The sequence below is a fragment of the Pseudomonas sp. GQ91 genome (genome assembly GCF_059758795.1).
Map to the genome: position 1 here is coordinate 256,371 of NZ_JCAXED010000002.1, position 22,705 is coordinate 279,075.

Here is a 22,705-nt window from a genome sequence, read left to right on the forward strand (position 1 = left end):
TCTTATTGTTCTGTCAGCGTGCGCACAACGACGCCGCTTTCGAGGCGCGCCAACTGCGCGTCATCGCTGATGCCAAAACCGATCTGCGTCACGGCCATGGCGGCAATCGCCGTGGCGCGGCCCAGGGTCTTTGCGGGTTGATCCGACTCGAGCAAACCGTGCAGCATCCCGGCCAGCAACGAATCACCCGCGCCAACCGTGCTGGCCACCCTGACCTGCGGCGGTGTCGCGTGCAGCGCAGTGCCAGGACTGAACCAATTGACGCCTTCCGCACCGTGGGAAATCACCACATGCTCGACACCTTGCCGGTGCAAGCGCTCAGCGGCCAGCGCCTGTTGCTCGACGGTGTCGGTCGGGCAATCCAGGGCCTCGGCCAATTCGGCGGTATTGGGTTTGATCAACCACGGGCCGGCCGCCAGACCGGCACGCAGGGCATCTCCGCTGGTGTCCAGCGCAACTTTCAAACCCAGGTCCTTCAATTGCAGCAACAACGTGAGCAACCACTGCGCACTGACACCGCGAGGCAGGCTGCCGGCGACCACCACTGAGTCATGCCCCGGCGCAATCCGCGCCAACTCATCGAGCAACGCCTGCTGGGCCTGCGCGCTGACCAGCGGGCCCGGCGCGTTGACGTCAGTCACCCGGCCGTCCTGCTCGGCAATCTTGATATTGCTGCGGGTTTCGCCCGGCACGCGGACAAACGCATCGACAAAACCGCGACGGGCGATCAAGGCCTCGAACGCCTGGGGATTGTCCTGCCCAAGAAAGCCGCTCACGGTCACCTGGTGCCCGAGGTCGGCCAGCACCTGGGCCACATTCACGCCCTTGCCGGCGGCGTGAGTAAGCAGGGTTTCACTGCGGTTGACTTCGCCCGGCTGCAGGCGCGTCAGGCGTACGGTCAGGTCCAGCGCCGGGTTCAGCGTCAGGCTTAAAATCCTTGCCATTTACACGGCCTCCACAAGGGCTCGCACTTCGGCGGGCGAACCCACCATCAGGGCTTTTTGCGCCAGGCCCCGGGCCTCGCTCAGACTGAATTCACGGACCCGCGCCTTCACTTCAGGAATACTGCGGGCCGACACGCTCAACTCATCCACGCCCAGGCCGACCAACACCGGCACGGCCAGCGGGTCCGCCGCCAATTCACCGCATACCCCAACCCATTTGCCGTGGGCATGCGCAGCGCGCACGGTGATGTCGATCAACTGCAAGACCGCCGGGTGCAGACCATCGGCCTGGGCCGACAAGCTCGGATGGCCGCGGTCGATGGCCAGGGTGTACTGGGTCAGGTCGTTGGTGCCGACGCTGAAAAAGTCCACCTCCCTGGCCAGTACCGGTGCCAACAAGGCCGCCGACGGCACTTCGATCATGATCCCCAGTTGCAAGTCCGCGACCGGGATTTCCTGGCGCAGCCGCTCGGTCATTTCGCGGGCCTGGCGCCATTCATCGACGCTGCTGACCATGGGAAACATGATGCGCAGTGGGCGGCTGTCCGCCGAGCGCAACAGGGCACGCAGTTGCGCTTCCATGATGTGCGGGCGTTGCAGGGTCAGGCGAATGCCGCGTACGCCGAGGAACGGGTTTTCTTCCTTGGCAATCGGCCAGTAAGGCAACGGTTTGTCGCCACCGACGTCCAGGGTACGCACCACCAGCGGCCGCCCCGCCAGGCCGTCAAGCACACGGCGATATTCGGCTTCCTGGGTGGCCTCGTCCGGGACTTGTGGATGAGCCATGAAAATCAGTTCGGTGCGCAGCAGGCCAATGCCTTCGGCGCCCTGCTCCACCGCCGCGGCGACACCTGCGCTCTCGCCAATATTGGCAAACACTTCGACGGCATGCCCGTCGCGGGTCAGGGCCGGCTCATGGCGCTGGGCGGCGGCGGCGGCGAGGCGTTGCTCGCGGCTGTCGCGCTCTTCGCTGGCGCGCTGCAAGGTGCCAGCATCGGCATCCACATGCAGGCGCCCCCGCTGGCCGTCCAGCAACAGCGGCGTACCCGGTGCCAGCAGCAACACCGCGGCGCCTGCGCCTACCAGCGCCGGGATGCCCAGGGCACGGGCAACAATGGCGCTGTGGGCGGTGGCGCCGCCGCGCGCGGTGAGAATCCCGGCGACCCGCGTCGGGTCCAGGCGGGCCACGTCCGAGGGACCGACTTCATCCATCACCAGAATGTAGGGTTCGTCAGGTTCTTGCGGCGTATCGACACCACATAACTGCGCCAGCACCCGACGGCCAATGTCCCGCAGATCGGCGGCGCGCTCGGCGAGCAAGGCATCCTGCAAGGACTCCTGCTGTTTGGCGGCAGCCTCGATCACACTCATCCAGGCCGCTTCGGCGCTTTCGCCTTGTTTGAGACGCGTGTCGACGTCGTCGGTCAACTCCGGGTCGTCGAGCATTTCCTGATGCGTGATGAAAATTTCCCGGATGGCCTTGGCGCTACTGCGCTCGATCAGACCCTGGATATCGCGGCGCACCTCGGCCAGCGCAGCTTGCAGGCGCTCGCGTTCAACCCCGGCCGACTCGCCGCGCAGCGGATACTCGAACGGCTGCAACACCTGAATATGCGCCGGGCCGATAGCGATGCCGGGGGCCGCGGCGATGGCCTGGACCAGGCTGCCGGACGCCGGCGCGCTGATCAGCGGCTCGACCTCGAGCACTTCAACCACGCTGCTGACCGTCGGCAACGGCTCGACGTCTTCACCCAGACCTGCCTCTACCGCCGCCAACAAAGCCGGCAAGGCATCGGCAGCGATTCCGGGTTCAGCGACAAACTCCAGCACCTGGCCGCGACGGGCGCCGAGGCTGAGCAACTTGCTCAAGCTTTTCACCGACACCGCAGCACCCGGCCCGTCGACAATGCGTACACGGATGTCACCCTCAAAGTTCTTCGCCAATTGCGCGAGGATCTTCGCCGGACGGGCGTGCAAGCCGTGGGCATTCGCCAGGGCGATACGCGCGCTCGGCCAATCGGCGGGCAATTCACCGCCCAGCACTTCGAGGACCGCGCGGCTGCTGGTGGCGCGCCCCAGTTCCTGACCCCGTCCTTCAATCAGCAACGCACACAAGCGTTCGAGCAACGCTTGGTGGGCTTCGCCAAGGCTGGCCAGGCAGAACAGGCCGTTCAACGGCTGCCCCAGGTAACGCATGGGTTTATCCGGGGTGACGAAGGCGAGGCCCGGACGCTTGACCGTTTGCTCGCTGTGCAGCCACCACAGGCCATCCCCCAACGGCAAGGCTTCGACCTGTTGCAACACGGCGGCAAACCCATTGCTCACGCAGTCGGCTTGGCGTAACAACCGCGCGCCGCGCCAGACCAGTTCTTCGAAATCATCCGCCGAGACGCCCAGGCCAATCATCTGCGCATCCAGGGCCAGCTCTTGCGGCGCGCCTTGCAGCAGTTTGAGCAGCCCTTCGGCCGAGCTGGCGCGCGACAGCGCCTGGCCCAGATCGGTCTCGCCAAGGGCACGGGTCAACAGTTGCAGCAGACGCAGGTGTTCATCGGATTTGGCGGCAATGCCAATCGCCAGATAGACGATCTGGCCATCGCCCCAGTCCACTCCGTCGGGGAACTGCAGCAAACGCACCCCGGTGGTGAATACCTGGTCGCGGGTTTCCGGGGTGCCGTGGGGAATCGCAATACCTTGGCCAAGAAAGGTCGAGCCCTGGGCTTCACGGGCTTGCAAGCCCTTCAGATAACCCTCGGCAACCAGGCCGTCGGCGACCAGATTGTCAGCCAGCAGTTGCAAGGCAGCAGATTTATCCACAGCCACCTGGCCCATGGATATCTGCTCTACGGTGAGCTCGAGCATGCCTTTCTCCTAGTTAGTGCGACGTGCGCACTAGGTATTGTTTTGAATAAAACAGGGTAAACGGGTTCAATAACGACTGACTGAGCGGTCAGATGGCAGTGACCGTCCTGTGGCGAACATCGTAAAAATACCCTTGCTGAAACGTTTAATCTAGAATTTATGGCAGATTACTTGTTAATTCTGCATCCTTGAAGCACCGCTCGGCGCTTGTCGTGCGACATTAGTCGCCTGCAGTAATCGGTTACGATTGGCCAAAATGTCGGGGCAAGCTCCAAAAAACAAGGAATTCCCGGTTTGAAACTCAGTGATATCGCTCGTCTGGCCGGTGTCTCAGTCACCACCGCCAGCTACGTCATCAATGGCAAGGCCGCACAACAACGGATCAGCAGCGCGACCGTTGAACGCGTGCGCGCGGTGGTCGAGGAACATGGCTTCACCCCCAACCCTCAGGCCGCCGGACTGCGCAGCCGACACACACGCACCTTGGGCTTTATCCTGCCGGACCTGGAAAACCCCAGTTACGCACGGATCGCCAAACTGCTGGAGCAAGGCGCACGGGCGCGTGGCTATCAATTACTGATCGCCAGCTCCGACGACGACGCCGACAGCGAGCGCCAGTTGCTGCAACTGTTCCGCGCCAGGCGCTGTGATGCGTTATTCGTTGCCAGTTGCCTGCCCGCCAGCGATGACAGTTATCGCGAACTGCAAGCCAAAGGCCTGCCGGTGATTGCCATCGACCGGGTCATGGAGTCTACGCAGTTTTGCTCGGTGGTCAGTGATGACCGCCAGGCCTGCCAGCTATTGACCAGCAGCCTGCTGCAGCCGCGGCCTCGGCAGATCGTGCTGATCGGCGCCCATCCGGAGCTGAGCATCAGCCAGGAGCGCGCCGCCGGTTTCAAGCAAGCGCTCAAAGACTTCGAGGGTGAAGCGCTGATCGAACACGGCGAAGCCTTCAGCCGGGAGTGTGGCCGCCAACTGATGGAGGAATTGCTGCAGCGCCTCGGCCACTTGCCGGAAGCGCTGGTGACAACCTCCTATGTCCTGCTGCAAGGGGTGTTTGACGCCTTGCATGATTTTCCGCTCAAGTCCCGGGCACTGCGCCTGGGCACCTTTGGTGACACCCAGTTGCTGGACTTCCTGCCGCTGCCGGTCAACGCCATGGCCCAACAACACTCGTTGATCGCCGATACCGCCTTGCGCCTGGCGCTCGCCGCGATTGAAGAACAGCAGTACCAGCCCGGCGTCCACGCCATTGGCCGGACGTTCAAACAGCGAATCCACGAGGCCTGATGGTGGACCTGGTCGACAGCCACACGCACCTCGACTTCGAGGATTTCGACGCCGACCGACCTGCTGTCCTCCGCCGCAGTCGCCAATTGGGCGTGCGGCGAATGGTGGTGTTGGGGGTCTATCAACGCAACTGGCAACGGTTGTGGGACCTGGTGCGCGAGGACGCGGACCTATACGCGGCGTTCGGCTTGCACCCGGGGTACCTGGATGAGCACCGCCGCGCCGATATCACCGAGCTGGGTGACTGGCTGACGCGTCTCAAAGGCCATCGACAACTGTGCGCGGTGGGCGAAATCGGCCTGGATTATTTCCTCGAACAACTGGACCGCGAACGCCAGCAAGCGCTCTTCGAAGCCCAACTGCAACTGGCCGTGGACTTCCAGCTGCCGGCCTTGCTGCATGTACGGCGCAGCCATGCCGCGACTATCGCCACCCTCAAGCGTATCCGCCTGCCACGGGGCGGCATCGTCCATGCCTTCGCCGGCAGCCAGGAAGAAGCCCGCGAATACATCAAGCTCGGTTTCAAATTGGGCCTGGGTGGCGCCGCGACCTGGCCGCAGGCCTTGCGCATGCACAAGGTCATTGCCCAACTACCGCTGGAGTCGGTGGTGCTGGAAACCGACGCGCCGGACATGGCGCCCGCCATGTACCCCGGCCAGCGCAACAGCCCCGCTCACCTGCCGGACATCTGCCACGCCCTGGCCGAACGGATGGCCATCAGCCCTTCAGTGTTGGCCGAAGCGAGCACCCGCAATGCCTGCGAAGTGTTCAACTGGTAACTGCCCTACAAAGCCCCACGTTCACACCCGAAACGCCCCGATCAACTGCTTCAGCTCGATCACCTGCAATGACAATTGCCGGCTGGCCTCTTCGGTCTGATGGGTACCCTGGGCCGCGTGCTCGCCGGCGCGATTGATTTCGACGATGTTCTGGTCGATGTCCTGGGCCACCGCCGTCTGCTGTTCCACGGCGGCGGCGATCTGCTGGTTCTGATCGACAATCATGCCCACCGCGCCCAGGATATTTTCCAGGGCCGACTGGACTTTTTCCGACTGCCCGACGGTGCCATTCGCCATTTGGTGGCTGCTGCCCATGGCCTTTACCGCCGCCCCCACGCCACTGTGCAACTTGATGATCATTTGCTCGATTTCTTCGGTGGATTGCTGGGTACGTCGTGCCAGGGTCCGCACTTCATCCGCCACCACCGCAAAACCACGTCCCTGCTCACCCGCCCGCGCCGCCTCGATGGCGGCGTTGAGCGCCAGCAGGTTGGTTTGCTCGGCAATGCTTTTGATCACCTCCAGCACCGTGCTGATGGATTGGCTATCGATCGCCAGCTGGTTGATGACCAGCACCGATTGATCGATCTCGGACGCCAGTCGCGCAATGCTGCCTTGCTGGGATTGCACCAGGCCACGACCGTTGAGGGTTTCATCATTCACGCTGTGGGCGCTGCTGGCAGCCGCCGCCGCGCTGCGCGCCACTTCGTGGGCCGTCGCCGACATCTGGTTCATGGCAGTGGCCACTTGTTCAATCTGGCTGCGCTGACTGGACACCGCCTGGTTGCTGCGAGCCGAAACCGATTCCACCTGTCCGGCCTGGTGCTCGACTGCCTGGATGGTTTGCCCGACTCGCTCGATCAGGTCATGGATCTTCGCCACGGTGCCGTTGAAGACCTGCCCCAGATCCCCCAGCTCGTCGCGGCTGTCGGCCCTGAAGCTGACCGTCATATCGCCCGCCGCGACTTTATCCATCATTGCCCCCAAACGCCGCAGGGTGGTGAGGGTGGAGGCATAAAATCCGCCGTACAAATAGACGATCAGCAAAAATACCGCCGCCAGGGCTGCCACCAGCAACACCATGTGCGTGCGGTTCTGCGCCAGGCGTTGTTGCAGTTGCTGGTCAAGGAAGGCCAGCGTCGCATCATCCAATTGATAGGTCTTGGCCATCAGCCCACTGACGTTGTCATAAAAACCCTGCCACGGCGCATCCAGGGTTTCAGCCATCACCACCTGCTCTTCAAACAGTTCGCTACCTTGCTTGAGGCTGGCCTGGCTGGCCTGGGCCAAGGCATCCAGCTTGGCATGGGCGCTCTTGCTGGCGCCCAGGGCGTCCTGCAACTTCAAACCGTATTCGGCGTGAAGCTTTTCCAGTTGTTGCAACAACTCGTCAAAGCGCGTGCTGGCCGATGAGTTGAGAAAGCCCTGGCCCAGGGAGGACGCGCCCATCGCCCGGCCCTCGCCCAGGGTTTGCGTGACTTGCGGGGTGATGCTGGTGATCAGTTCGCTCAGTTGCCGCAGGTCACTTTGCGAGTCGCGGCTCAGGCCCGACTGGCTGGCGATGATCTGGCTGAACATCTGAGCCTTGTTGAGCAGCTTGCCGATCAGCGCGCTTTTACTCAGCAGGGAAGATTCCGCTTGCTGGGCCTGGAAGGCGGCGATCATTTCGTCACGTTTGCCATCAAATACCGCGACTTGCTCCGCATCGGTGGTCATGGCCTGCAACCCCTGCATGCGTCCCAGCACGCTTTGCTCCAGCGCGCTGATTTTGCTTTCTATATCGCCGGCCTTGCCCGATTGCCCGAGGGTCGCGTTGATCTGCACCTGATTGTTGAGGGTCTCCAGGTCGCGGCGCAGGGCCAGGCTGCTGCCCAACAGGTCCAGGCTCTGCAATTCGATCTGCGTGCCCTGGAATTCACGCCAGGAATCGCGCACCAGATAGTAATTGGTCACCAGCATCGGCAGGAAAAACAACACGCTGATCAGACTGAACTTCATGCCGAAGCTCAGGCGATTCATCAATGCGATGGCGGGATAGAGCAAGCTCTTCACAAGTGGACTCCCTTTTGTCTTATTTTTATTGAGGCGCAGGGCGGCGGCAGATTGCCACTATTTGGCATGCTGTCTGTATAGCTTAAATCGGCGGGGAGTTTTGTAACTTAAGGTTAACGCGCAGGAAAAATCAGTCATTCCCCAGGAAATACCAGGGAATGACAGTTAAACGGGGTCAGGGCAAGACCGTCCAGATGGCAAATCCGGCGTACCACAGCACCGCGGCACGCAGGAGCAGCTCCCAAAGACGATCCAGGCTGTTGATGCCGTCGACACCCACCACCGGTGGGGGAATCTCGCCAGCAGCCAGCCCGACTTTTTCCACCAACTGTGCCGCGCTGATGTCCCAGCTCAGCAGCTCATGCAACATGACGCGGCTGACCGCGACGAAATTGCCCACCAGGGCGAAACTTGCGGCCAACAGCCGTACCGGCAACCAGTCAAAGGCGTGACGCAACTGCTCGGCACGCTCCGCCACCAGCGGATTTTGCGCATGCTCACTGGCCAGCGCCAGCAAACGATAAGCCAGGGCCGCCACGGGGCCTAACAGGAAATACCAGAAAATCACCGCGAAGAAACTCTGATAGGCCTGCCACAGCAAGTGGCCCTGAACCTTTTCCAGCAGTTGTTCGCCACTGTCGGCGTCGATCCCCAGGTCGCGTTCGGCCACATGCTCCGCCGCCTGCAAATCTCCACGGCGCCAGGCATCGCGAAACGGCCCCAGCCCGGCGAGCAGGTCGCCGCGCCCCAGGCTGTAGATCACCACCAACAGGTGTACCGGCAGCGCCAGCAATCCGTAGGCCACCGGCTCCAGCACCAGCAACAACAGGCCCAACAGCATCACGGGCAACAACACCAGCAGCACCAGGATCAGCCAAGGTTGCATGCCCAGGCGCGGGCTGGATTCAAGCCTGGCCAGTTCGTGCAACCAGCCAGCGTCACGTTGTACCCGCTGGCGCAAGGCCGAGAATTTCTCGATCCACACCGCCAGCACCAACACCAGAAAACTCATTGTGCGCTCCCTCCATCCTGCAAGGCGTCGCGAAAACGCGCCCAATCAAAAGCCGTTCCAGGATCGGTCTTGCGTCCCGGGGCGATGTCGCTATGGCCACAAATGCGCTGGCGCGTGATATTCGGGTAGGTCGTCAGCAACTGACGACTCAGTTCGATCAACGATTGGTACTGGGCGTCGGTAAACGGCTGGTCGTCCGTGCCCTCAAGCTCGACCCCCAAGGAAAAGTCATTGCACGTCTCACGCCCTTCGAAGCTCGACACCCCCGCATGCCAGGCTCGCGCCAGGCAGGACACAAACTGGGTTACCACGCCATCGCGCTCAATCAGAAAATGCGCCGAGACTCGTAGGTCAGCAATACTTTCAAAGTAGGGATGTTCCGTGACATCCAGGCGATTCTGGAAAAACTCCTGCACTTTGCCAGTGCCGAACTGCGCCGGAGGCAAGCTGATGTTGTGTACCACCAACAAGGAAATCTCGCCGTTCGGGCGTTCGTTGAAGTTGGGCGATGGGCAATGACGGATGCCCTGGCACCAACCACTGGCGGGGTCCAACTGCATACAGGTTCCTTGAACGAGACTGGGAACACTCAGTATGCCGCGATCAGCACCGTGGTTGCGATCATTTGACGCTATTGAGCTGTCGCAGATTGCCGATCACCGACGCCAACGCCCGATCAAACAGCAGCGCATCATCCAGGGTTCGCACCCCGCCCCGCTTGAACTCCAGGGCCAACTGCAGGCAGGTTTTCTCCAACACCTTGAGGCCCGTCCGGTTTACAAAAATATACTTGCCCGTCGGTTCGATAATCGCCGTCAGCTTGCAACGCAGGGTGTTTTCCTCGTCTTCCTGAAATTCGACCCAACTGCCGATGTGCAATTGCCGGGCCTTGCGCAGGTCGGGGTCATCCTCCGACAAGCTCAGCGTCTCGGCAGGCGGCGCGGGGCTGCACACCATGCCCTCGCGCACCTCCACCAGTGCGCCGCCCGAACTTGACGCGTGCGCCGCCGCACCGCCCTGGAACGACTGAACATGCAGCGCTTGCAACTGGATGAAAAACTCACGGGACATGAACGGGTCGACGGCCGCCTCGTTCAAGCCATCGCGCAAGGACTTGAGCAGCGCCGGCAATTGCTCCAGCAGGTGGCGCCCGGCCTGCGTGTCCTCGCTCAAGCTGACACTCCAGATCAACTCGTCCATGGCCTGCAGAGCCGCCTGCCATGCCGGCGAATGTTCACCGTGCTTGAGACAAGCCACCAGCAACACCTGGCTCCAGGCATGTTGCAGAAACTGCACCATCACCTGCGGCAACACCTTGCCCAACAACCGCTGGTTCAGTGCTTCAGCGACACGCCGACGCGCCTGTTCGGTACGGGCGCGGCCCTCTTCAGCGTCACGGGTGCGCTGTTCGAGCAGTTCACTGCGGCGTCTTTCGTCTTGGGTAAACACGGTGAATTCTTGCAGCAGTCGAGAGAAAATCGCCGGGTCGTCGCCAAACTCATTCAACAGGCACTGGACCACTTGCTCGATGCGCAGATACAGGCTGTCGCGCTGATAGTCGTCACGCTTGGCCCAACCCAGGGCGGCCGCGCCGATTTCATTCAGCAAGCGCCGCGCAGGGTGGCTGCCACGGCTGAAGAAGCTCTTGTCCAGCACGGCCACTTTCAGCATCGGAATCTGCAGGCGGGCAATCAACGCTTTGAGGGAATCGGGCAACGTAGAATCATCGAGGATGAATTCGAACAGCATCGCGATCAGGTTGATCACATCTTCATCCGCCTCCTCCACCACCCGCGATTTACCGCTCTTGACGCTGACGCGGGTGAGCAACTGCTCCAACTGGCCGCGCAGGTCAAAATCGTCCTCGACGGCAGGCTCCGGCACGTATTGCTGTAAATGAGACAGCAGACGCAGCAGGTCGCGGGTCGAGATCGGCTGAGCCTGGGCACTCGCCTCCAGGGTCGGGGCCACACTGCCCCGCACCGCCAGCAGCAACTCTTGCAGGGCGGCGAATGCCTGCTGCTCGGCGTCATCCACCGAGTGCTCATCCCGGGGCGCGACCTCGATGGCCGGGCTGACCCGGCTGGAGCGTTCACCGGGACGCCGCGATGGGACAGCCTTGAGTTCGGGCAATACACCGGTGGCGATCAACAGTTGATTGGCTTCGCCGTACAGATGATCGGCATCGCTGAGCACGTACTTTTCAAACAGCTTGAGAATGATCAGTTTGACCCGGATCTCGACGCCCAGGCTCCGCCCCGCGCGCAGGAAGTAATCACAGAGCATTGCCGGTCCGAGGGGATTTTCGCGGTCTTCCAGTCGTTTGCCCAGCACCGCCCCCAACCGGGCCGTCAACTGCCCAAGGGCGAGGCCGTCACGGTGCATGACCCTGCCCAGCATGGCCTCCAGCGCCACGGCTTTCTCCAGGTCGTCGGCGAACGCGCCAGGCGGTGCCTCATAGGAGACCTTTGGCAGCAATTGCAGCTCGCCCTGCCCGGCCTGTCCCAGATTGGCGAACGCTTCGAAGAACTGCTGCATGAAGCCACGCTCGAAATTCTTGCGCTTGAGGCGCAGGTCGCGCATGGCTTCAAAGAAAATGCCGTGATCGACGTTGTTCCTGGCCTTGTCGGCCATTTCGAACAGGGTATCGTCGGCGTTATCGAACAGCTCTTGCAAACCTCGATCAAGCTGCTGCGCCGCCTTGTCACGAACCTGGAGCAATATGACCGGCAGGCGGGCGAGCGGCGACGGCGTTGTCTGTGCGACGAGCTTGTCGATCGGCACCACCTTTCCGTCATTGTGCATCCTGGCCTCCTGAAACGGCGGGGTTCGGTCTTGCGGAAAATCGCTACAAACGCCAACAAAAACCAGCGCACTTCACAACTTACTGGATATCACCAGGACGTCAAAGCTATGACGCCAATCCCAAGGCGCCGATTATCTTGCAAATAGGCCAGGTCGCGCCAGCAAACTCTGCACTTGCCGCGCAATAAGGCCGCCCCGGCCATTTGGCCCCGTCTCGCGCCTTGGGTTAGGCGCCGCCATGCCCCTATAATCGGGCCACTTTGTTTGTGGAGCCCGTTATGCCGAATCTATGCCTCGCCGACCTGACCGCCGAAATCGAAGCCAACGTGCGCCGCGCATTGCTGGAGGACATCGGCAGCGGCGACATCACCGCGCAGCTGATTCCGGCCGAACGGCTGGCCAAAGCCACGATCATCACCCGCGAGGCCGCCGTCATCAGTGGCACCGCCTGGGTCGATACCGTGTTCCGTCAGCTGGATCCGCGTGTCGCCGTGCATTGGCAGGTGCGCGATGGCGAGCGCGTCAGCCCCAATCAGGCGTTGTTTCACCTCGAAGGGCCCGCCCGCTCACTGCTTACCGGAGAACGTAGCGCATTGAATTTCCTGCAGCTGCTGTCAGGTGTGGCCACGCGTGCGCAGTATCTGGCGGACTTTGTTGCCACCACCCAGGTCAAGTTGCTGGACACCCGCAAGACCTTGCCGGGTCTGCGCCTGGCGCAAAAGTACGCGGTCACTTGTGGCGGTTGCCACAATCACCGCATCGGTTTGTACGATGCCTTCCTGATCAAGGAAAACCATATCGCCGCCTGCGGGGGCATTGCCCAGGCCATCAGCGCCGCCCACAAGATCGCCCCGGGCAAACCGGTGGAAGTCGAAGTGGAAAGCTTGCAAGAGTTGCGCGAAGCGCTGGCGGCGGGTGCCGATATCATCATGCTGGATGAGTTGAGCCTGGACGATATGCGCGAGGCCGTACGGTTGAACGGCGGCAAGGCCAAGCTGGAAGCCAGCGGCGGAATCAACGAAACGACGCTGCTGCCAATTGCCGAAACCGGCGTGGACTACATCTCGATCGGTGCGATGACCAAGGATGTGAAAGCCGTGGATTTGTCGATGCGACTTAGTATTTGAAGACAGTGAGCTACAAGCTACAAGCTACAAGAGGGTCGAGCGACACTTGCGGCCTGGAGCTTGAAGCGTGTAGCTGCCCTCAAACCACCAGATTGTTCATCTCGCAGTACTCGTTCCACTCGACACCCAGCACTTCTGCGGCCTCTTTGTGCAAGACCAGGCGCGCGGCTTCGAACTCTTCCGGCGTGGAGGTGTACTTGAGGGTCAGTTCCCAAGGCTGCAAGCCCTGGCTCTCGGCCTCGTCTTCGAATGCCCACTGGATCTGGTCGCGCTGGTCATCGGCGCTCAGATCCTTGATTTCTTCCTTAAGTTGCGGCAATTCCTCGAGGTATTTATCGAGGGCCGCCTGGTGCCGAACTTCCTGGGTCATGTCTGTCGTGGTCATGTCGTTCTCTTAGATCAAGGAATGGGGATGCATCTGGGTCATCAAGGTTGCGCAGATACAAAAGAACGGGCATGAATACCGGTTCGTCTGGCCTTCAGAACCATTCTGGGATCATCTGAAAACTGTGTTGCCTTATGCCCGAGACAGGAGTCGAACCTGCGACCTTCGCGTTACGAGTGCGCTGCTCTACCAACTGAGCTACACGGGCGGTGGGCTAAAGCTAGCATTGCCTTGGACGTCCGGCAACTCAGCGCGCTTCGGGGGCGATAACGCCTTGGGCCCAGAAGCGTGGCTGCAGATGCGTTTGGGCATGGTCGATATAATGCTGGTTGCGTTCAGTGGTGTGAGGCAGGTCCCGGCACCCCACACCTATCAGCCCGGCCACTGCCAGGACCGTCAGCACTCGCCATGCCCGATGCAACAGCGGTATCGCCCCGCTGGCCGGGGTTCGTTGCGGGTGCAGCGCCATCAGCCAGCCAACGACCAGCGCCAGCCATAATTGCGAGTTGGGCATTACGATCACGCCATCGACCATCGACTGGCTCAGTGCGCCGATCAACGCGGCAAATAGGCACAGACGCATTCGGTCCGCCGATACCTGCGTCTGTGCACGCTGTCGCAGCACCCGCAGCGTCGCCCAAAGCCCGCGCAATGCGAGGATCAGCACACACAAGGTCGAGGGTACGCCCCACTCACTGGCCCATTGCAAAATCGCCTGATGCGGATGGGTGGCGACAGGGTTGGCGATATCGGCGAAATGCATCGGCCCGAACCCCAATAACGGACGTTCGCGAATCATCTCCCAGGCTTGCCACCAGATAACTTCGCGACCCGAAAGGCTGGCCGTCAGGCGTTCTTGCGCAACGTTGAAAGCCTGTATCCCCAGTTGCTGCGCCAGCACACTGAATAACAGCCAGTAAAAAAACAGGCCGCCGCCCAGCGCCGCCAATTGCCAGGCGACCCAACGACGGCCCCAGACGCCCAAAAAAACCAGAACCATCGCGGCGGCGCCCATGCCGAGCCAGGTACCCCGAGTGCCACCGCTGATCGCGATCAACCACCAGCTACACAACAGCGCAAAAACCAACCCGCGCACAACCCGTGAGGTCGTGGGCAGCAGCAACGGCAGCGCGAGCAAGGGCAAGGTAAAGGTCTGGAACTGGCCATAAAAGCGCTTATTCGAAAAGCCCGAAAGCAGCCGGTCCATATCCAGTGTCGACGCCTCGCCGGTAAACGTCAGCACAGCAGCGTGACCGTACTGAAGACTTTTGATCAAGCACAACAACAGCACAAACAGCATCAGCCTCCGGTCGAGGGCTTCGTCGCCATTGCGCCGCACCCTCGCGAAGGCTGCGGCAATGGCCCCACAGGTGATCAGCAGCGCCCATTCGGTCAACGCCCAGAGCGGCTGGTGGGCCAACCACGAAGACACCAGGCCCAACCCGAGAATGATCACCAGACCGCTGGCGGTGGGTCTATCTACCAGTCGTTGCCCGCAGCGGGCGGCGCCCCCCGACAGCCCATAAAGCAGCGCGCACAACCCGAGACCGATCTGCACGCTGCGTTGCCAGTCGTGGCCGCTGAAAGAGGGCGTGATGCACAGCATCAACAAAGCCAATGCCACCGTCAGAAACACGTGTCCTCGGTGCTGCACGGATAACGTCATGGGCGGCGTCTACTTATTTGTGGGGGGTTGGAAGAGCCAGGCATCAGCTTGCTTGCGTTCGATCAACGCAACCCACGCATGCCCGGCTCAAACCGTCATGCACCGTCAGCCGTACAGCCTTTCGCCGCGTATTGCTCTTCGACCGTGGTGACACACTTCCAGCCATCGGTGGCACTGCGGGTCAAGGTGATGGCCTTGCCCTGGACGGGGGCTGGCGCATCGAGGATTTCACAGGCAATCGAGCCCGCGCCGCTGGCCACGTCCGCGGCCACGGTAATCGCACAATTGGCTGTCGGACTGGTGCCGCCGATCAATGCCAGCGTCGGAACTGCCCCCTGGTTAAAGGTGTCCTCGAATCCAGCCTTCAATGCCGAGATTTCCGCCAACCCAGCGGTAAATTTCGCCTTGGCCTGGTGTTTGGTATACATGGGCAGGCCGATGGTGGCCAAAATGCCAATGATCGCTACGACGATCAACAACTCGATCAGGGTAAAACCTTTCTGACGCATCGCTCTCACTCTCCAGAATAAAACAGCATCGCCGGGCGCATCCTGCGCTCGGCTCTCAGCAGCCGCGCCAGTGTACTCATCCAGGCCTGGGCATTCCTTCACAAGACGCACAATCTGACATTTTTCCAGCCGGCGAACCGCTGACGAACACCCGCGCCTGACTAAGCTGTAAAGCTTCACCAGCCCCCGTACGGTAGCGCGCAATGAATGATTTGACCTTCCACAAGCCGAGCACCGGCAAAGCCAAGCCATGAGACACCCGCCCACGATCTACTCTTGGGAAGGCACCCTGCGCAACGGTCGTAAAGTATCGGGCGAGACCAACGGCCACAATCCCGCACTGATCAGGGCACAGCTACGCCGCCAGGGCATCCTCCCCGGGAGGATCCGGGCGAAAACGAACCTCTTCTCGAGTCTCGCGAGCCCCATCCGACCCGCCGATATCGCGCTCTTCACCCGGCAACTGGCCACGCTGCTGAGAGCCGGAATCCCCATGCTGCAAGCATTCGATATCATCGGTGACGGTTTCGACAACCGACACATGCGCGTATTGGTGCAGGCGCTGAAGCAGGACATCGCCGCCGGTAGCAATCTGTCTCTCGCCCTGCTGAAAAGACCACGGTACTTCGATACATTGTATTGCAACCTGATCGCGGCCGGCGAACAGGCCGGCGCGCTCGAAACCCTGCTGGAACGCGTAGCGATCCACCTGGAAAAGAGCGAGCAACTCAAGGCCAGGATCAAGAAAGCCATGACCTATCCGTTGGTGGTCCTGATCGTAGCCATCGTCGTCAGCGGTATTCTGCTGATCCACGTCGTGCCGCAATTTCAAGGGCTGTTTGCCGGCATCGATGCGCCCTTGCCGGGTTTCACCTTGACGGTTATCGCGCTGTCCGCGTTCATCCAGCATGCCTGGTGGATGCTGCTCATGGCGGTGTTTGCCGGTGTTTTCAGCCTGCGCCACGGTTATGCTCACTCACCCGGATTTCGCTTATGGCTGGATGCCAGTTTGTTGAAAGTGCCGCTGGCAGGCACACTGCTGAAAAAGTCGGCCGTGGCCCGTTATGCGCGCACGCTCTCGACGACTTTTTCGGCCGGGGTGCCGTTGGCGCAAGCATTGGATTCGGTGGCAGGCGCCACCGGTAACGGATTATTCAAACAGGCAATCAAGCGTATGCGTGAAGACGTGGCCACAGGAATGCAATTGAGCCAAGGCATGGCCGCCAGCGGTCTGTTTCCCGGCATGGCAATTCAGATGACAGCCATCGGCGAGGAGTCCGGTACCCTCGATCGCATGCTGGAAAAGGTCGCCAGTCACTACGAGGCGGATGTCGATAACCTGGTGGACAGCCTGACCAGCCTCATGGAGCCCCTGATCATGGTGGTGCTCGGCGGTATTGTCGCAGCCTTGGTAATCGCCATGTACCTGCCGATCTTCCAACTCGGCACGGCATTCTGAACATGACACTGAGCCAATTGCTGAGCCTGCAACCCTGGGTATTCATAGCCACCGCGCTGGTGCTCGGCTTGATCGTCGGCAGTTTCCTCAATGTGCTGGCGTGGCGCCTGCCGACCATGCTGGAACGGGATTGGCGTGCCCAGGCCCGTGACATCCTCGGACTTGATCCAGAGCCGGTCGGCCCGCCCTACAACCTGATGCACCCCAACTCCTGCTGCCCACATTGCGCCCAACCGATTCGCCCCTGGGAAAATATCCCGCTGCTCAGCTATATGTTGCTTAAAGGTCGCTGCGCGCATTGCAAAGCCCCCATCAGCGCGCGCTACCCCCTTACCGAACTGGCTTGCGGGTTGATCTCGGGGTTTATTGCCTGGCATTTCGGTTTCGGTTGGACGGCAGGCGCCGTGTTGCTGTTGAGCTGGGGGTTGCTGGCCATGAGCCTGATTGATGCCGATCACCAGTTGTTGCCCGATGTACTGGTTCTGCCCCTGCTTTGGCTCGGGCTGATCCTCAACTCCTTTGAGCTGTTCACCTCATTGCCAGACGCACTGTGGGGCGCCGTCGCCGGCTATCTGAGCCTGTGGTCGGTGTTCTGGGTGTTCAAGCTGATCACCGGAAAGGACGGCATGGGACAAGGGGACTTCAAACTACTGGCAATGCTCGGTGCCTGGGGCGGCTGGCAAATCCTGCCGATGACACTGTTGCTGGCTTCGCTGGTCGGCGCCATATCGGGGCTGGTCCTGCTGCGTCTGCGCGACGCCCAGACGTCCACGCCGCTACCTTTTGGCCCTTATCTGGCCACTGCCGGCTGGATTGCATTGCTCTGGGGTGGTCAAATAACCGACTTCTATTTGCAGTCTGTCGGTTTCAGATGACCACTTCTGTTGTAACACCCTGGATTCTCGGCCTCACGGGCGGCATCGGCAGCGGTAAAAGCGCAGCGGCCCAGCATTTCATTGACCTTGGCGTCGATCTGATCGACGCCGACCACGCTGCCCGTTGGGTCGTGGAGCCCGGGCGGGCGGCGCTGGCGAGCATTGCCGAGCATTTTGGCGTCGAGATCCTGCTGCCGGACGGCCAACTGAATCGGGCGGCCTTGCGCAAGCGTATATTCGAAGCCCCGCAAGAACGCCTCTGGCTGGAAGCCTTGCTGCATCCGCTGATTGCCGAAGAGATTCGCAGTCATCTGGCTCGTGCCCGATCGCCCTATGCCATTCTGGTCTCGCCGTTGCTGATCGAATCCGGTCAGTACAGCATGACCCAGCGCATCCTGGTGATCGATGTGCCGCAATCACTGCAGATTCAGCGTACCCTGCAGCGCGACGGCATCAGCGAAGACCAGGTGCAGGCAATTCTCAAGGCTCAGTCCAGCCGGGAAGACCGCCTGAACCATGCCGATGACGTGCTGGTCAATGACCAGGACCTCGCCTGGCTGCACAGCGAGGTCGAGCGACTGCACCACTTTTACCTTACTTTGCGTGGAGGCCGATCATGAGCCAACCCTTGACCGTCGACTGCCCAACCTGCGGCGCCCCCGTGGAATGGAAAGCGACCAACCTCAACCGTCCGTTCTGCTCGGACCGCTGCAAATTGATCGACCTGGGTGCCTGGGCCGCTGAAGAACACAAGATTCCCGTCGCCCCGGACGCCGAAGACGAACTGTTCTCCGAAGACCTGCCACCGCGTCATTAAGGCCGCATAAAGGCATATTCCTGCTGGTCGTCGAGGTTTTCCGCAAGGTACTGCAACTCATCGGCCAGGTCCTCGAAACTGCGTACGCCCTTGCTCTGTTGCACCACTGCACTGAGCAGGGCCCGCAAGGTCAAACCCGGGTCAAAACCGATTTCCTGTGCCGCATCCTGGCTTCTGCGCAACTCCTGCCGTGCCCATTCGTACACACTCATGATCATGCTCCTGAAAATTTGGTGAAGCATGCGACCACTTGCACCTCCAGGATTTGATTTGGATCAAGGGTGCGAATCGTCGTCCTTCCAGGGCGCCGAGAGGTAGCGTGTGCGATTGAAGGTCTCCAGCCACTCCGGGCAAAAGACCACCAGCGCACTGATCACCACGCCATTGATGAACGCCTCGGGAAAGATGATCAGCCATAAGTAACCGACGAAATCCTCGATCCACTCCGGCATCGCGAAACGGCCGTCCAGCCAAAGCAGACCGAGGCCCGCCAATAGGCACAACAGCGCCGAGAGTGCCGCGGCAAAAAAGCCCGAGCAGAAGATGTACACGAACGGATTGCGTGGCTGAGCCCGTTCCACCAGCACCGCGCACGCTTCAGTCACCAGCACGGGCAGCAGAATCAGCAACAGGCCATTGATCCCGACCGCTGCCAGGTCCTGCCGACCGAGTGCAACCAGCCCCATCTGTGCCGCCAACCCGCCGACAATAGCCAGAGGCCAGTCGAGCAACAGGGTCACGGCGGTCATGCCGATAAAATGATAAGACACACCCGTGTCGAAATCCCGGCGCACCAGCCACAGCATAAACAGCGCGAACACCGTGCCGAACAACAAATGCTGGCGCCGCCGGTCAGAAAACAGCTCGACCCAAGGTGAATGCAGGATCGCCCACATCACCACCGGTGCATATAACAGCCAGCCAATGCTGAGGGTTTCCGGTGCAAGGACGGTGGCGCTGATCACGGCTGCAACGACTCCAATGGCTGGCGCAAGTGAGTGGCCGAATCGCATTCGTCCCGGGGCACCCGTTGCGCTCCGACTGCAACCGCCCGGCCCCCCGGCGACAAAAGACTCAGAAACATCACAACAGAACACTTCACTGCGAACTCCTTGTGCAAAGCCACCGACCGAGTGGCAGTTTACACCGAGCTTTTGCAGCAGGACTTCCTGCAGTCATCATTTGAACGCTAAGCTTGGGCCATGGATGACTCAGATTATTTGCGCCTGCTGACCATAGCGGCCGAACAAGCCAATGCGTTCCTGTCCAATGCCCGCAAATGGGAGCGTGAGCGTTGGGTCTGCCAGCGTCTGCTGCAAGGATTGAATGTGCCCTACCGCGCCGAAGAATTTCATGCTGCCGGGCAAGAGCCGCCGGACGTGCTGTTTCGCGACGCCAGCTTCGAGGTGTTTTTTGTTCTAGACGAGGGCCGGCGCCTCAACGACGAATGGCGCGACGAGCTGCTACGCCGACGCAGTGCTTTCTCCTTGAGCCAACTGGTGCGGCGCGAGGCCAAACCCAAGCGCATCCCCGCCCATGAATTTCTACTGCGCCTGGCCCCGACCTTGCGCAAGAAAGCCCACAACTATAAAGAGCGCGGCATGGACCTCGCAGAGCTGGACATCGTCGCGTTCGCCAGCCTCAAGCGCGAAGTACTGGATCTGAACAGCCATTTCCCGCCCCCCACCGAATACTTGCGCCAGGGTTGGCGCTCGCTGTCCCTGGTCGGCCCGACATTCGCCAGGGTGCTGTTCGCGCATCCCGACGCTCCGGACTTTTTGCGGAATAATCTGGGACGCAGCATCGTCTTTGATGTCGGCATCAGCCTTTGAGCCAAGCGCCCACATGGCGAAATGCCAAGCCTGGTGATACAAAGAGCAGGCAATTTTCCCTGCCGACTGCCAAAGAACGAAAGCCGCAAGGTTCAACGGCTATGCTTGTGTAACGTTCGCCGCCTTTGCAACGTCTACCTGACGAGGCCCTTATGACCAGCCGCCTGAACCCCGACGACCAACAGCATGTCGAAGAGTACCTGCAACTGTCCCAGCACCAGGTCGAGCGCAAGCCTTTCCGGCCGTGGCTGCTCCTTGGCGTGATCCTGATGGTGGTGATCGGACTGGGTCTTTTGAGCCGTTTCCTGAGTTACCTGACGCTATGAGCTGCCTTGCGCTCGCTCGGGTAATTGCACCGATTTCCTTTAGCCTTGCGAGATATCCCCATGACCCATCGTATTATTATCGTCGGCGGCGGCGCCGGCGGCCTGGAGTTGGCTACCCGCCTGGGCAAGACTCTGGGCAAGCGCGGCACCGCCAGCATCACGCTGGTGGACACTAACCTGACCCACATCTGGAAACCTCTGCTGCATGAGGTCGCCGCCGGCTCGCTGAACTCCTCGGAAGACGAACTCAACTATGTCGCCCAGGCAAAATGGAACCACTTCGAGTTCCAGCTGGGGCGCATGAGTGGGCTTGATCGTGAGCAGAAGAAAATCCAATTGGCCGCGACCCTCGATGAGGAAGGCCGGGAACTGGTGCCCGCACGCGTCTTGAGTTACGACAGCCTGGTCATTGCCGTCGGCAGCACCACCAATGATTTCGGCACCGAAGGCGCGGCCCAGCACTGTCTGTTCCTGGACACGCGCAAGCAAGCCGAGCGTTTCCACCAGCAATTGCTCAATCACTACCTGCGCGCCCATGCCGGGCAAACCGATACGGTGGAGCAAATCAGCGTAGCGATCGTGGGTGCCGGCGCCACTGGCGTCGAATTGGCCGCCGAACTGCATAACGCCGCCCATGAACTGGCAGCCTATGGCCTGGACCGGATCAAGCCGGAAAACATGCATATCACCCTCATCGAAGCCGGCCCGCGAGTCCTGCCGGCCCTGCCGGAGCGTATCAGCGGGCCTGTGCACAAGACCCTGGAGAAGCTCGGAGTCACGCTGATGACCAACTCGGCCGTGAGCGAAGTCACCGCCGACAGCTTGATCACCAGCAGCGGCCAAGTGATTCCAGCCAGCCTCAAGGTCTGGGCCGCCGGTATCCGCGCGCCGGCGTTTCTCAAGGACATCGACGGCCTGGAAACCAACCGCATCCATCAACTGCAGGTACTGCCGACGCTGCAGACCACCCGCGACGAAAACATCTTCGCCTTCGGCGACTGCGCTGCCTGCCCTCAACCGGGCACTGATCGCAACGTACCGCCACGCGCGCAGGCAGCCCATCAGCAGGCGTCGCTGCTGGCCAAGTCGCTGAAACTGCGTATTGAAGGCAAGACACTGCCCACCTACACGTACACCGACTACGGCTCACTGATCTCGCTGTCGCGTTTTTCGGCGGTGGGTAACTTGATGGGCAACCTGACGGGCAGCGTGATGCTGGAAGGCTGGCTGGCACGGATGTTTTATGTGTCGTTGTACCGCATGCACCAGATGGCGCTGTACGGGGTCTTTCGCACCGCGATGCTGATGCTGGGAAGCAAGATCGGCCGGGGCACCGAGCCGCGTCTCAAGCTGCACTGATACCACGGTCCCGGATGGGACTCGGTCAATGTGGGGGCTTGCTCCCACATCTGATCTGCGCTGCTTTCAGGACGTACAGGCAAAAAAAATCCCCGTATCTGTCGATACGGGGATTTTTAATATGGTCGGGGTAAGGGGATTCGAACTCCTGACATCCTGCTCCCAAAGCAGGCGCGCTACCGGACTGCGCTATACCCCGGTAAAAAAAAGGCGACCTTTTCAAGTCGCCTTCTTCGATCAGCGCTTTTGGCCTCTGATCTTAAGATTCGATTCCAGTGTTAACTGGTCTCAAAAATGGTGGGTCGTGTGGGATTCGAACCTACGACCAATTGGTTAAAAGCCAACTGCTCTACCAACTGAGCTAACGACCCAAATATGGTCGGGGTAAGGGGATTCGAACTCCTGACATCCTGCTCCCAAAGCAGGCGCGCTACCGGACTGCGCTATACCCCGGTTTGAAATTGGCTCCGTGACCAGGACTCGAACCTGGGACCCAATGATTAACAGTCATTTGCTCTACCGACTGAGCTATCACGGAACTACATATTTCAAAGTACTACTTTACTGCCTACTGCCTTCTCTTCGACCCGTCAGTATCGCTACGTTCAT

At 60.8% G+C, this 22,705-nt stretch carries 21 protein-coding genes, 5 tRNA genes and 1 pseudogene; 10 read left to right on the top strand and 17 right to left on the bottom strand.

All coding sequences use genetic code 11. From position 1 onward, the window contains the following. Nucleotides 1–2: 2 nt before the first annotated feature. Both pfkB and ptsP read right to left on the bottom strand, forming a co-directional pair. Complete coding sequence (gene pfkB / locus AC6CIA_RS03320; protein ID WP_498310603.1) at nucleotides 3–944, bottom strand: 1-phosphofructokinase; 942 nt, start codon at nucleotides 942–944, stop codon at nucleotides 3–5. Further along, entirely contained in the window at nucleotides 945–3,803 is a 2,859-nt protein-coding gene (gene ptsP, locus AC6CIA_RS03325; protein WP_498310604.1) for a phosphoenolpyruvate--protein phosphotransferase, read from the bottom strand. It abuts the gene before it with no gap. Between the two features lie 294 nt (nucleotides 3,804–4,097). Here ptsP and cra point away from each other — a divergent pair, with 294 nt between their 5' ends. Together cra and AC6CIA_RS03335 are read left to right on the top strand one after the other, a co-directional pair. Beyond that, nucleotides 4,098–5,093, top strand: coding sequence for a catabolite repressor/activator (gene cra / locus AC6CIA_RS03330; protein ID WP_498310606.1), 996 nt, complete (start codon nucleotides 4,098–4,100; stop codon nucleotides 5,091–5,093). A gap of 2 nt (nucleotides 5,094–5,095) precedes the next feature. After that, nucleotides 5,096–5,872 (top strand): TatD family hydrolase, encoded by a 777-nt coding sequence (locus tag AC6CIA_RS03335; RefSeq protein WP_498310844.1) that lies wholly within the window; start codon nucleotides 5,096–5,098, stop codon nucleotides 5,870–5,872. A gap of 21 nt (nucleotides 5,873–5,893) precedes the next feature. Here AC6CIA_RS03335 and AC6CIA_RS03340 read toward each other — a convergent pair whose 3' ends face one another. From AC6CIA_RS03340 to AC6CIA_RS03360, 5 genes and pseudogenes are all read right to left on the bottom strand, one after another. Then, nucleotides 5,894–6,607, bottom strand: a complete 714-nt coding sequence (locus AC6CIA_RS03340) for a methyl-accepting chemotaxis protein (RefSeq protein ID WP_422630752.1) — start codon at nucleotides 6,605–6,607, stop codon at nucleotides 5,894–5,896. Between the two features lie 144 nt (nucleotides 6,608–6,751). Further along, a pseudogene (locus tag AC6CIA_RS03345) lies at nucleotides 6,752–7,891 on the bottom strand (HAMP domain-containing protein); the annotation flags it as partial. 208 nt (nucleotides 7,892–8,099) lie between these two features. Next, nucleotides 8,100–8,936, bottom strand: a complete 837-nt coding sequence (ampE, locus tag AC6CIA_RS03350) for a regulatory signaling modulator protein AmpE (protein WP_498310607.1) — start codon at nucleotides 8,934–8,936, stop codon at nucleotides 8,100–8,102. Then, nucleotides 8,933–9,496 (bottom strand): 1,6-anhydro-N-acetylmuramyl-L-alanine amidase AmpD, encoded by a 564-nt coding sequence (gene ampD / locus AC6CIA_RS03355; RefSeq protein ID WP_498310608.1) that lies wholly within the window; start codon nucleotides 9,494–9,496, stop codon nucleotides 8,933–8,935. The genes ampE and ampD overlap by 4 nt, the downstream gene beginning before the upstream one ends. A 61-nt stretch (nucleotides 9,497–9,557) precedes the next feature. Beyond that, the gene (locus tag AC6CIA_RS03360) at nucleotides 9,558–11,741 is read right to left on the bottom strand and encodes a DUF1631 domain-containing protein (protein WP_498310609.1); all 2,184 of its coding nucleotides are present in this window, start codon (nucleotides 11,739–11,741) and stop codon (nucleotides 9,558–9,560) included. Between the two features lie 278 nt (nucleotides 11,742–12,019). Between AC6CIA_RS03360 and nadC the strand changes: the two genes are divergently transcribed. Further along, nucleotides 12,020–12,868: a carboxylating nicotinate-nucleotide diphosphorylase gene (gene nadC / locus AC6CIA_RS03365; protein ID WP_339528974.1), complete on the top strand. Its 849-nt coding sequence runs from the start codon at nucleotides 12,020–12,022 to the stop codon at nucleotides 12,866–12,868. A 79-nt stretch (nucleotides 12,869–12,947) separates the two neighbouring features. On the opposite strand, the gene AC6CIA_RS03370 is transcribed toward nadC, so the two are convergent. The 4 genes from AC6CIA_RS03370 to AC6CIA_RS03385 form a co-directional block, all read right to left on the bottom strand. Then, on the bottom strand, nucleotides 12,948–13,253 hold the full coding sequence (locus tag AC6CIA_RS03370; protein WP_498310610.1) for a DUF6388 family protein: 306 nt from the start codon (nucleotides 13,251–13,253) through the stop codon (nucleotides 12,948–12,950). Nucleotides 13,254–13,388: 135 nt separating this feature from the next. Continuing rightward, nucleotides 13,389–13,461: transfer RNA gene (locus tag AC6CIA_RS03375), tRNA-Thr, on the bottom strand. A gap of 39 nt (nucleotides 13,462–13,500) precedes the next feature. Continuing rightward, nucleotides 13,501–14,919: an O-antigen ligase family protein gene (locus AC6CIA_RS03380; protein ID WP_498310611.1), complete on the bottom strand. Its 1,419-nt coding sequence runs from the start codon at nucleotides 14,917–14,919 to the stop codon at nucleotides 13,501–13,503. A gap of 95 nt (nucleotides 14,920–15,014) precedes the next feature. Then, nucleotides 15,015–15,428, bottom strand: a complete 414-nt coding sequence (locus AC6CIA_RS03385) for a pilin (RefSeq protein WP_498310612.1) — start codon at nucleotides 15,426–15,428, stop codon at nucleotides 15,015–15,017. Nucleotides 15,429–15,678: 250 nt separating this feature from the next. On the opposite strand from AC6CIA_RS03385, the gene AC6CIA_RS03390 reads away from it, so the two are divergent. Genes AC6CIA_RS03390 through yacG form a run of 4 tightly spaced genes read left to right on the top strand, consistent with a single transcriptional unit; the run spans nucleotide 15,679 to nucleotide 18,579 of the window. Next, nucleotides 15,679–16,887 carry a type II secretion system F family protein gene (locus tag AC6CIA_RS03390; RefSeq protein ID WP_498310613.1) on the top strand — a complete coding sequence of 403 codons (1,209 nt, stop codon included), beginning with the start codon at nucleotides 15,679–15,681 and terminating at the stop codon, nucleotides 16,885–16,887. Nucleotides 16,888–16,889: 2 nt separating this feature from the next. Further along, nucleotides 16,890–17,762, top strand: a complete 873-nt coding sequence (locus AC6CIA_RS03395; protein WP_498310614.1) for a prepilin peptidase — start codon at nucleotides 16,890–16,892, stop codon at nucleotides 17,760–17,762. After that, on the top strand, nucleotides 17,759–18,382 hold the full coding sequence (coaE, locus tag AC6CIA_RS03400) for a dephospho-CoA kinase (protein WP_498310616.1): 624 nt from the start codon (nucleotides 17,759–17,761) through the stop codon (nucleotides 18,380–18,382). Before AC6CIA_RS03395 ends, coaE begins: the two co-directional genes overlap by 4 nt. Further along, on the top strand, nucleotides 18,379–18,579 hold the full coding sequence (yacG, locus tag AC6CIA_RS03405; protein ID WP_003188437.1) for a DNA gyrase inhibitor YacG: 201 nt from the start codon (nucleotides 18,379–18,381) through the stop codon (nucleotides 18,577–18,579). The genes coaE and yacG overlap by 4 nt, the downstream gene beginning before the upstream one ends. Here the strand turns inward: yacG and AC6CIA_RS03410 are convergent. Then, nucleotides 18,576–18,791 (bottom strand): hypothetical protein, encoded by a 216-nt coding sequence (locus AC6CIA_RS03410; protein ID WP_084376378.1) that lies wholly within the window; start codon nucleotides 18,789–18,791, stop codon nucleotides 18,576–18,578. The two genes, yacG and AC6CIA_RS03410, sit on opposite strands and share 4 nt — an antisense overlap. A gap of 63 nt (nucleotides 18,792–18,854) precedes the next feature. Beyond that, nucleotides 18,855–19,544, bottom strand: coding sequence for an energy-coupling factor ABC transporter permease (locus AC6CIA_RS03415; protein ID WP_498310618.1), 690 nt, complete (start codon nucleotides 19,542–19,544; stop codon nucleotides 18,855–18,857). Between the two features lie 237 nt (nucleotides 19,545–19,781). On the opposite strand from AC6CIA_RS03415, the gene AC6CIA_RS03420 reads away from it, so the two are divergent. The 3 genes from AC6CIA_RS03420 (at nucleotide 19,782) to AC6CIA_RS03430 (ending at nucleotide 22,096) form a co-directional block, all read left to right on the top strand. Next, the gene (locus AC6CIA_RS03420; RefSeq protein ID WP_130909238.1) at nucleotides 19,782–20,411 is read left to right on the top strand and encodes a DUF1780 domain-containing protein; all 630 of its coding nucleotides are present in this window, start codon (nucleotides 19,782–19,784) and stop codon (nucleotides 20,409–20,411) included. Between the two features lie 152 nt (nucleotides 20,412–20,563). Beyond that, nucleotides 20,564–20,737 carry a DUF3094 domain-containing protein gene (locus AC6CIA_RS03425; protein WP_498310620.1) on the top strand — a complete coding sequence of 58 codons (174 nt, stop codon included), beginning with the start codon at nucleotides 20,564–20,566 and terminating at the stop codon, nucleotides 20,735–20,737. 60 nt (nucleotides 20,738–20,797) lie between these two features. Further along, nucleotides 20,798–22,096 carry an NAD(P)/FAD-dependent oxidoreductase gene (locus AC6CIA_RS03430; protein WP_498310622.1) on the top strand — a complete coding sequence of 433 codons (1,299 nt, stop codon included), beginning with the start codon at nucleotides 20,798–20,800 and terminating at the stop codon, nucleotides 22,094–22,096. A gap of 122 nt (nucleotides 22,097–22,218) precedes the next feature. Here the strand turns inward: AC6CIA_RS03430 and AC6CIA_RS03435 are convergent. The 4 genes from AC6CIA_RS03435 to AC6CIA_RS03450 form a co-directional block, all read right to left on the bottom strand. Beyond that, nucleotides 22,219–22,295, bottom strand: a tRNA-Pro gene (locus tag AC6CIA_RS03435). Between the two features lie 96 nt (nucleotides 22,296–22,391). Continuing rightward, nucleotides 22,392–22,467, bottom strand: a tRNA-Lys gene (locus AC6CIA_RS03440). A gap of 5 nt (nucleotides 22,468–22,472) precedes the next feature. Further along, nucleotides 22,473–22,549 (bottom strand) — tRNA-Pro (locus tag AC6CIA_RS03445). Nucleotides 22,550–22,558: 9 nt separating this feature from the next. Next, nucleotides 22,559–22,634: transfer RNA gene (locus AC6CIA_RS03450), tRNA-Asn, on the bottom strand. Nucleotides 22,635–22,705 lie beyond the last annotated feature (71 nt).

Excerpts from the sequence above, each read along its gene's own strand:
- AC6CIA_RS03385 (WP_498310612.1), bottom strand. The coding sequence starts at position 15,428 with ATGCGTCAGAAAGGTTTTACCCTGATCGAGTTGTTGATCGTCGTAGCG.
- AC6CIA_RS03390 (WP_498310613.1), top strand. The coding sequence starts at position 15,679 with ATGAGACACCCGCCCACGATCTACTCTTGGGAAGGCACCCTGCGCAAC.
- AC6CIA_RS03380 (WP_498310611.1), bottom strand. The coding sequence starts at position 14,919 with ATGACGTTATCCGTGCAGCACCGAGGACACGTGTTTCTGACGGTGGCA.
- AC6CIA_RS03425 (WP_498310620.1), top strand. The coding sequence starts at position 20,564 with ATGACCAGCCGCCTGAACCCCGACGACCAACAGCATGTCGAAGAGTAC.
- AC6CIA_RS03360 (WP_498310609.1), bottom strand. The coding sequence starts at position 11,741 with ATGCACAATGACGGAAAGGTGGTGCCGATCGACAAGCTCGTCGCACAG.
- AC6CIA_RS03420 (WP_130909238.1), top strand. The coding sequence starts at position 19,782 with ATGGATGACTCAGATTATTTGCGCCTGCTGACCATAGCGGCCGAACAA.
- ptsP (WP_498310604.1), bottom strand. The coding sequence starts at position 3,803 with ATGCTCGAGCTCACCGTAGAGCAGATATCCATGGGCCAGGTGGCTGTG.
- yacG (WP_003188437.1), top strand. The coding sequence starts at position 18,379 with ATGAGCCAACCCTTGACCGTCGACTGCCCAACCTGCGGCGCCCCCGTG.
- AC6CIA_RS03395 (WP_498310614.1), top strand. The coding sequence starts at position 16,890 with ATGACACTGAGCCAATTGCTGAGCCTGCAACCCTGGGTATTCATAGCC.
- AC6CIA_RS03430 (WP_498310622.1), top strand. The coding sequence starts at position 20,798 with ATGACCCATCGTATTATTATCGTCGGCGGCGGCGCCGGCGGCCTGGAG.
- AC6CIA_RS03340 (WP_422630752.1), bottom strand. The coding sequence starts at position 6,607 with ATGAACCAGATGTCGGCGACGGCCCACGAAGTGGCGCGCAGCGCGGCG.
- AC6CIA_RS03370 (WP_498310610.1), bottom strand. The coding sequence starts at position 13,253 with ATGACCACGACAGACATGACCCAGGAAGTTCGGCACCAGGCGGCCCTC.
- pfkB (WP_498310603.1), bottom strand. The coding sequence starts at position 944 with ATGGCAAGGATTTTAAGCCTGACGCTGAACCCGGCGCTGGACCTGACC.
- ampE (WP_498310607.1), bottom strand. The coding sequence starts at position 8,936 with ATGAGTTTTCTGGTGTTGGTGCTGGCGGTGTGGATCGAGAAATTCTCG.
- coaE (WP_498310616.1), top strand. The coding sequence starts at position 17,759 with ATGACCACTTCTGTTGTAACACCCTGGATTCTCGGCCTCACGGGCGGC.
- ampD (WP_498310608.1), bottom strand. The coding sequence starts at position 9,496 with ATGCAGTTGGACCCCGCCAGTGGTTGGTGCCAGGGCATCCGTCATTGC.
- nadC (WP_339528974.1), top strand. The coding sequence starts at position 12,020 with ATGCCGAATCTATGCCTCGCCGACCTGACCGCCGAAATCGAAGCCAAC.
- AC6CIA_RS03410 (WP_084376378.1), bottom strand. The coding sequence starts at position 18,791 with ATGAGTGTGTACGAATGGGCACGGCAGGAGTTGCGCAGAAGCCAGGAT.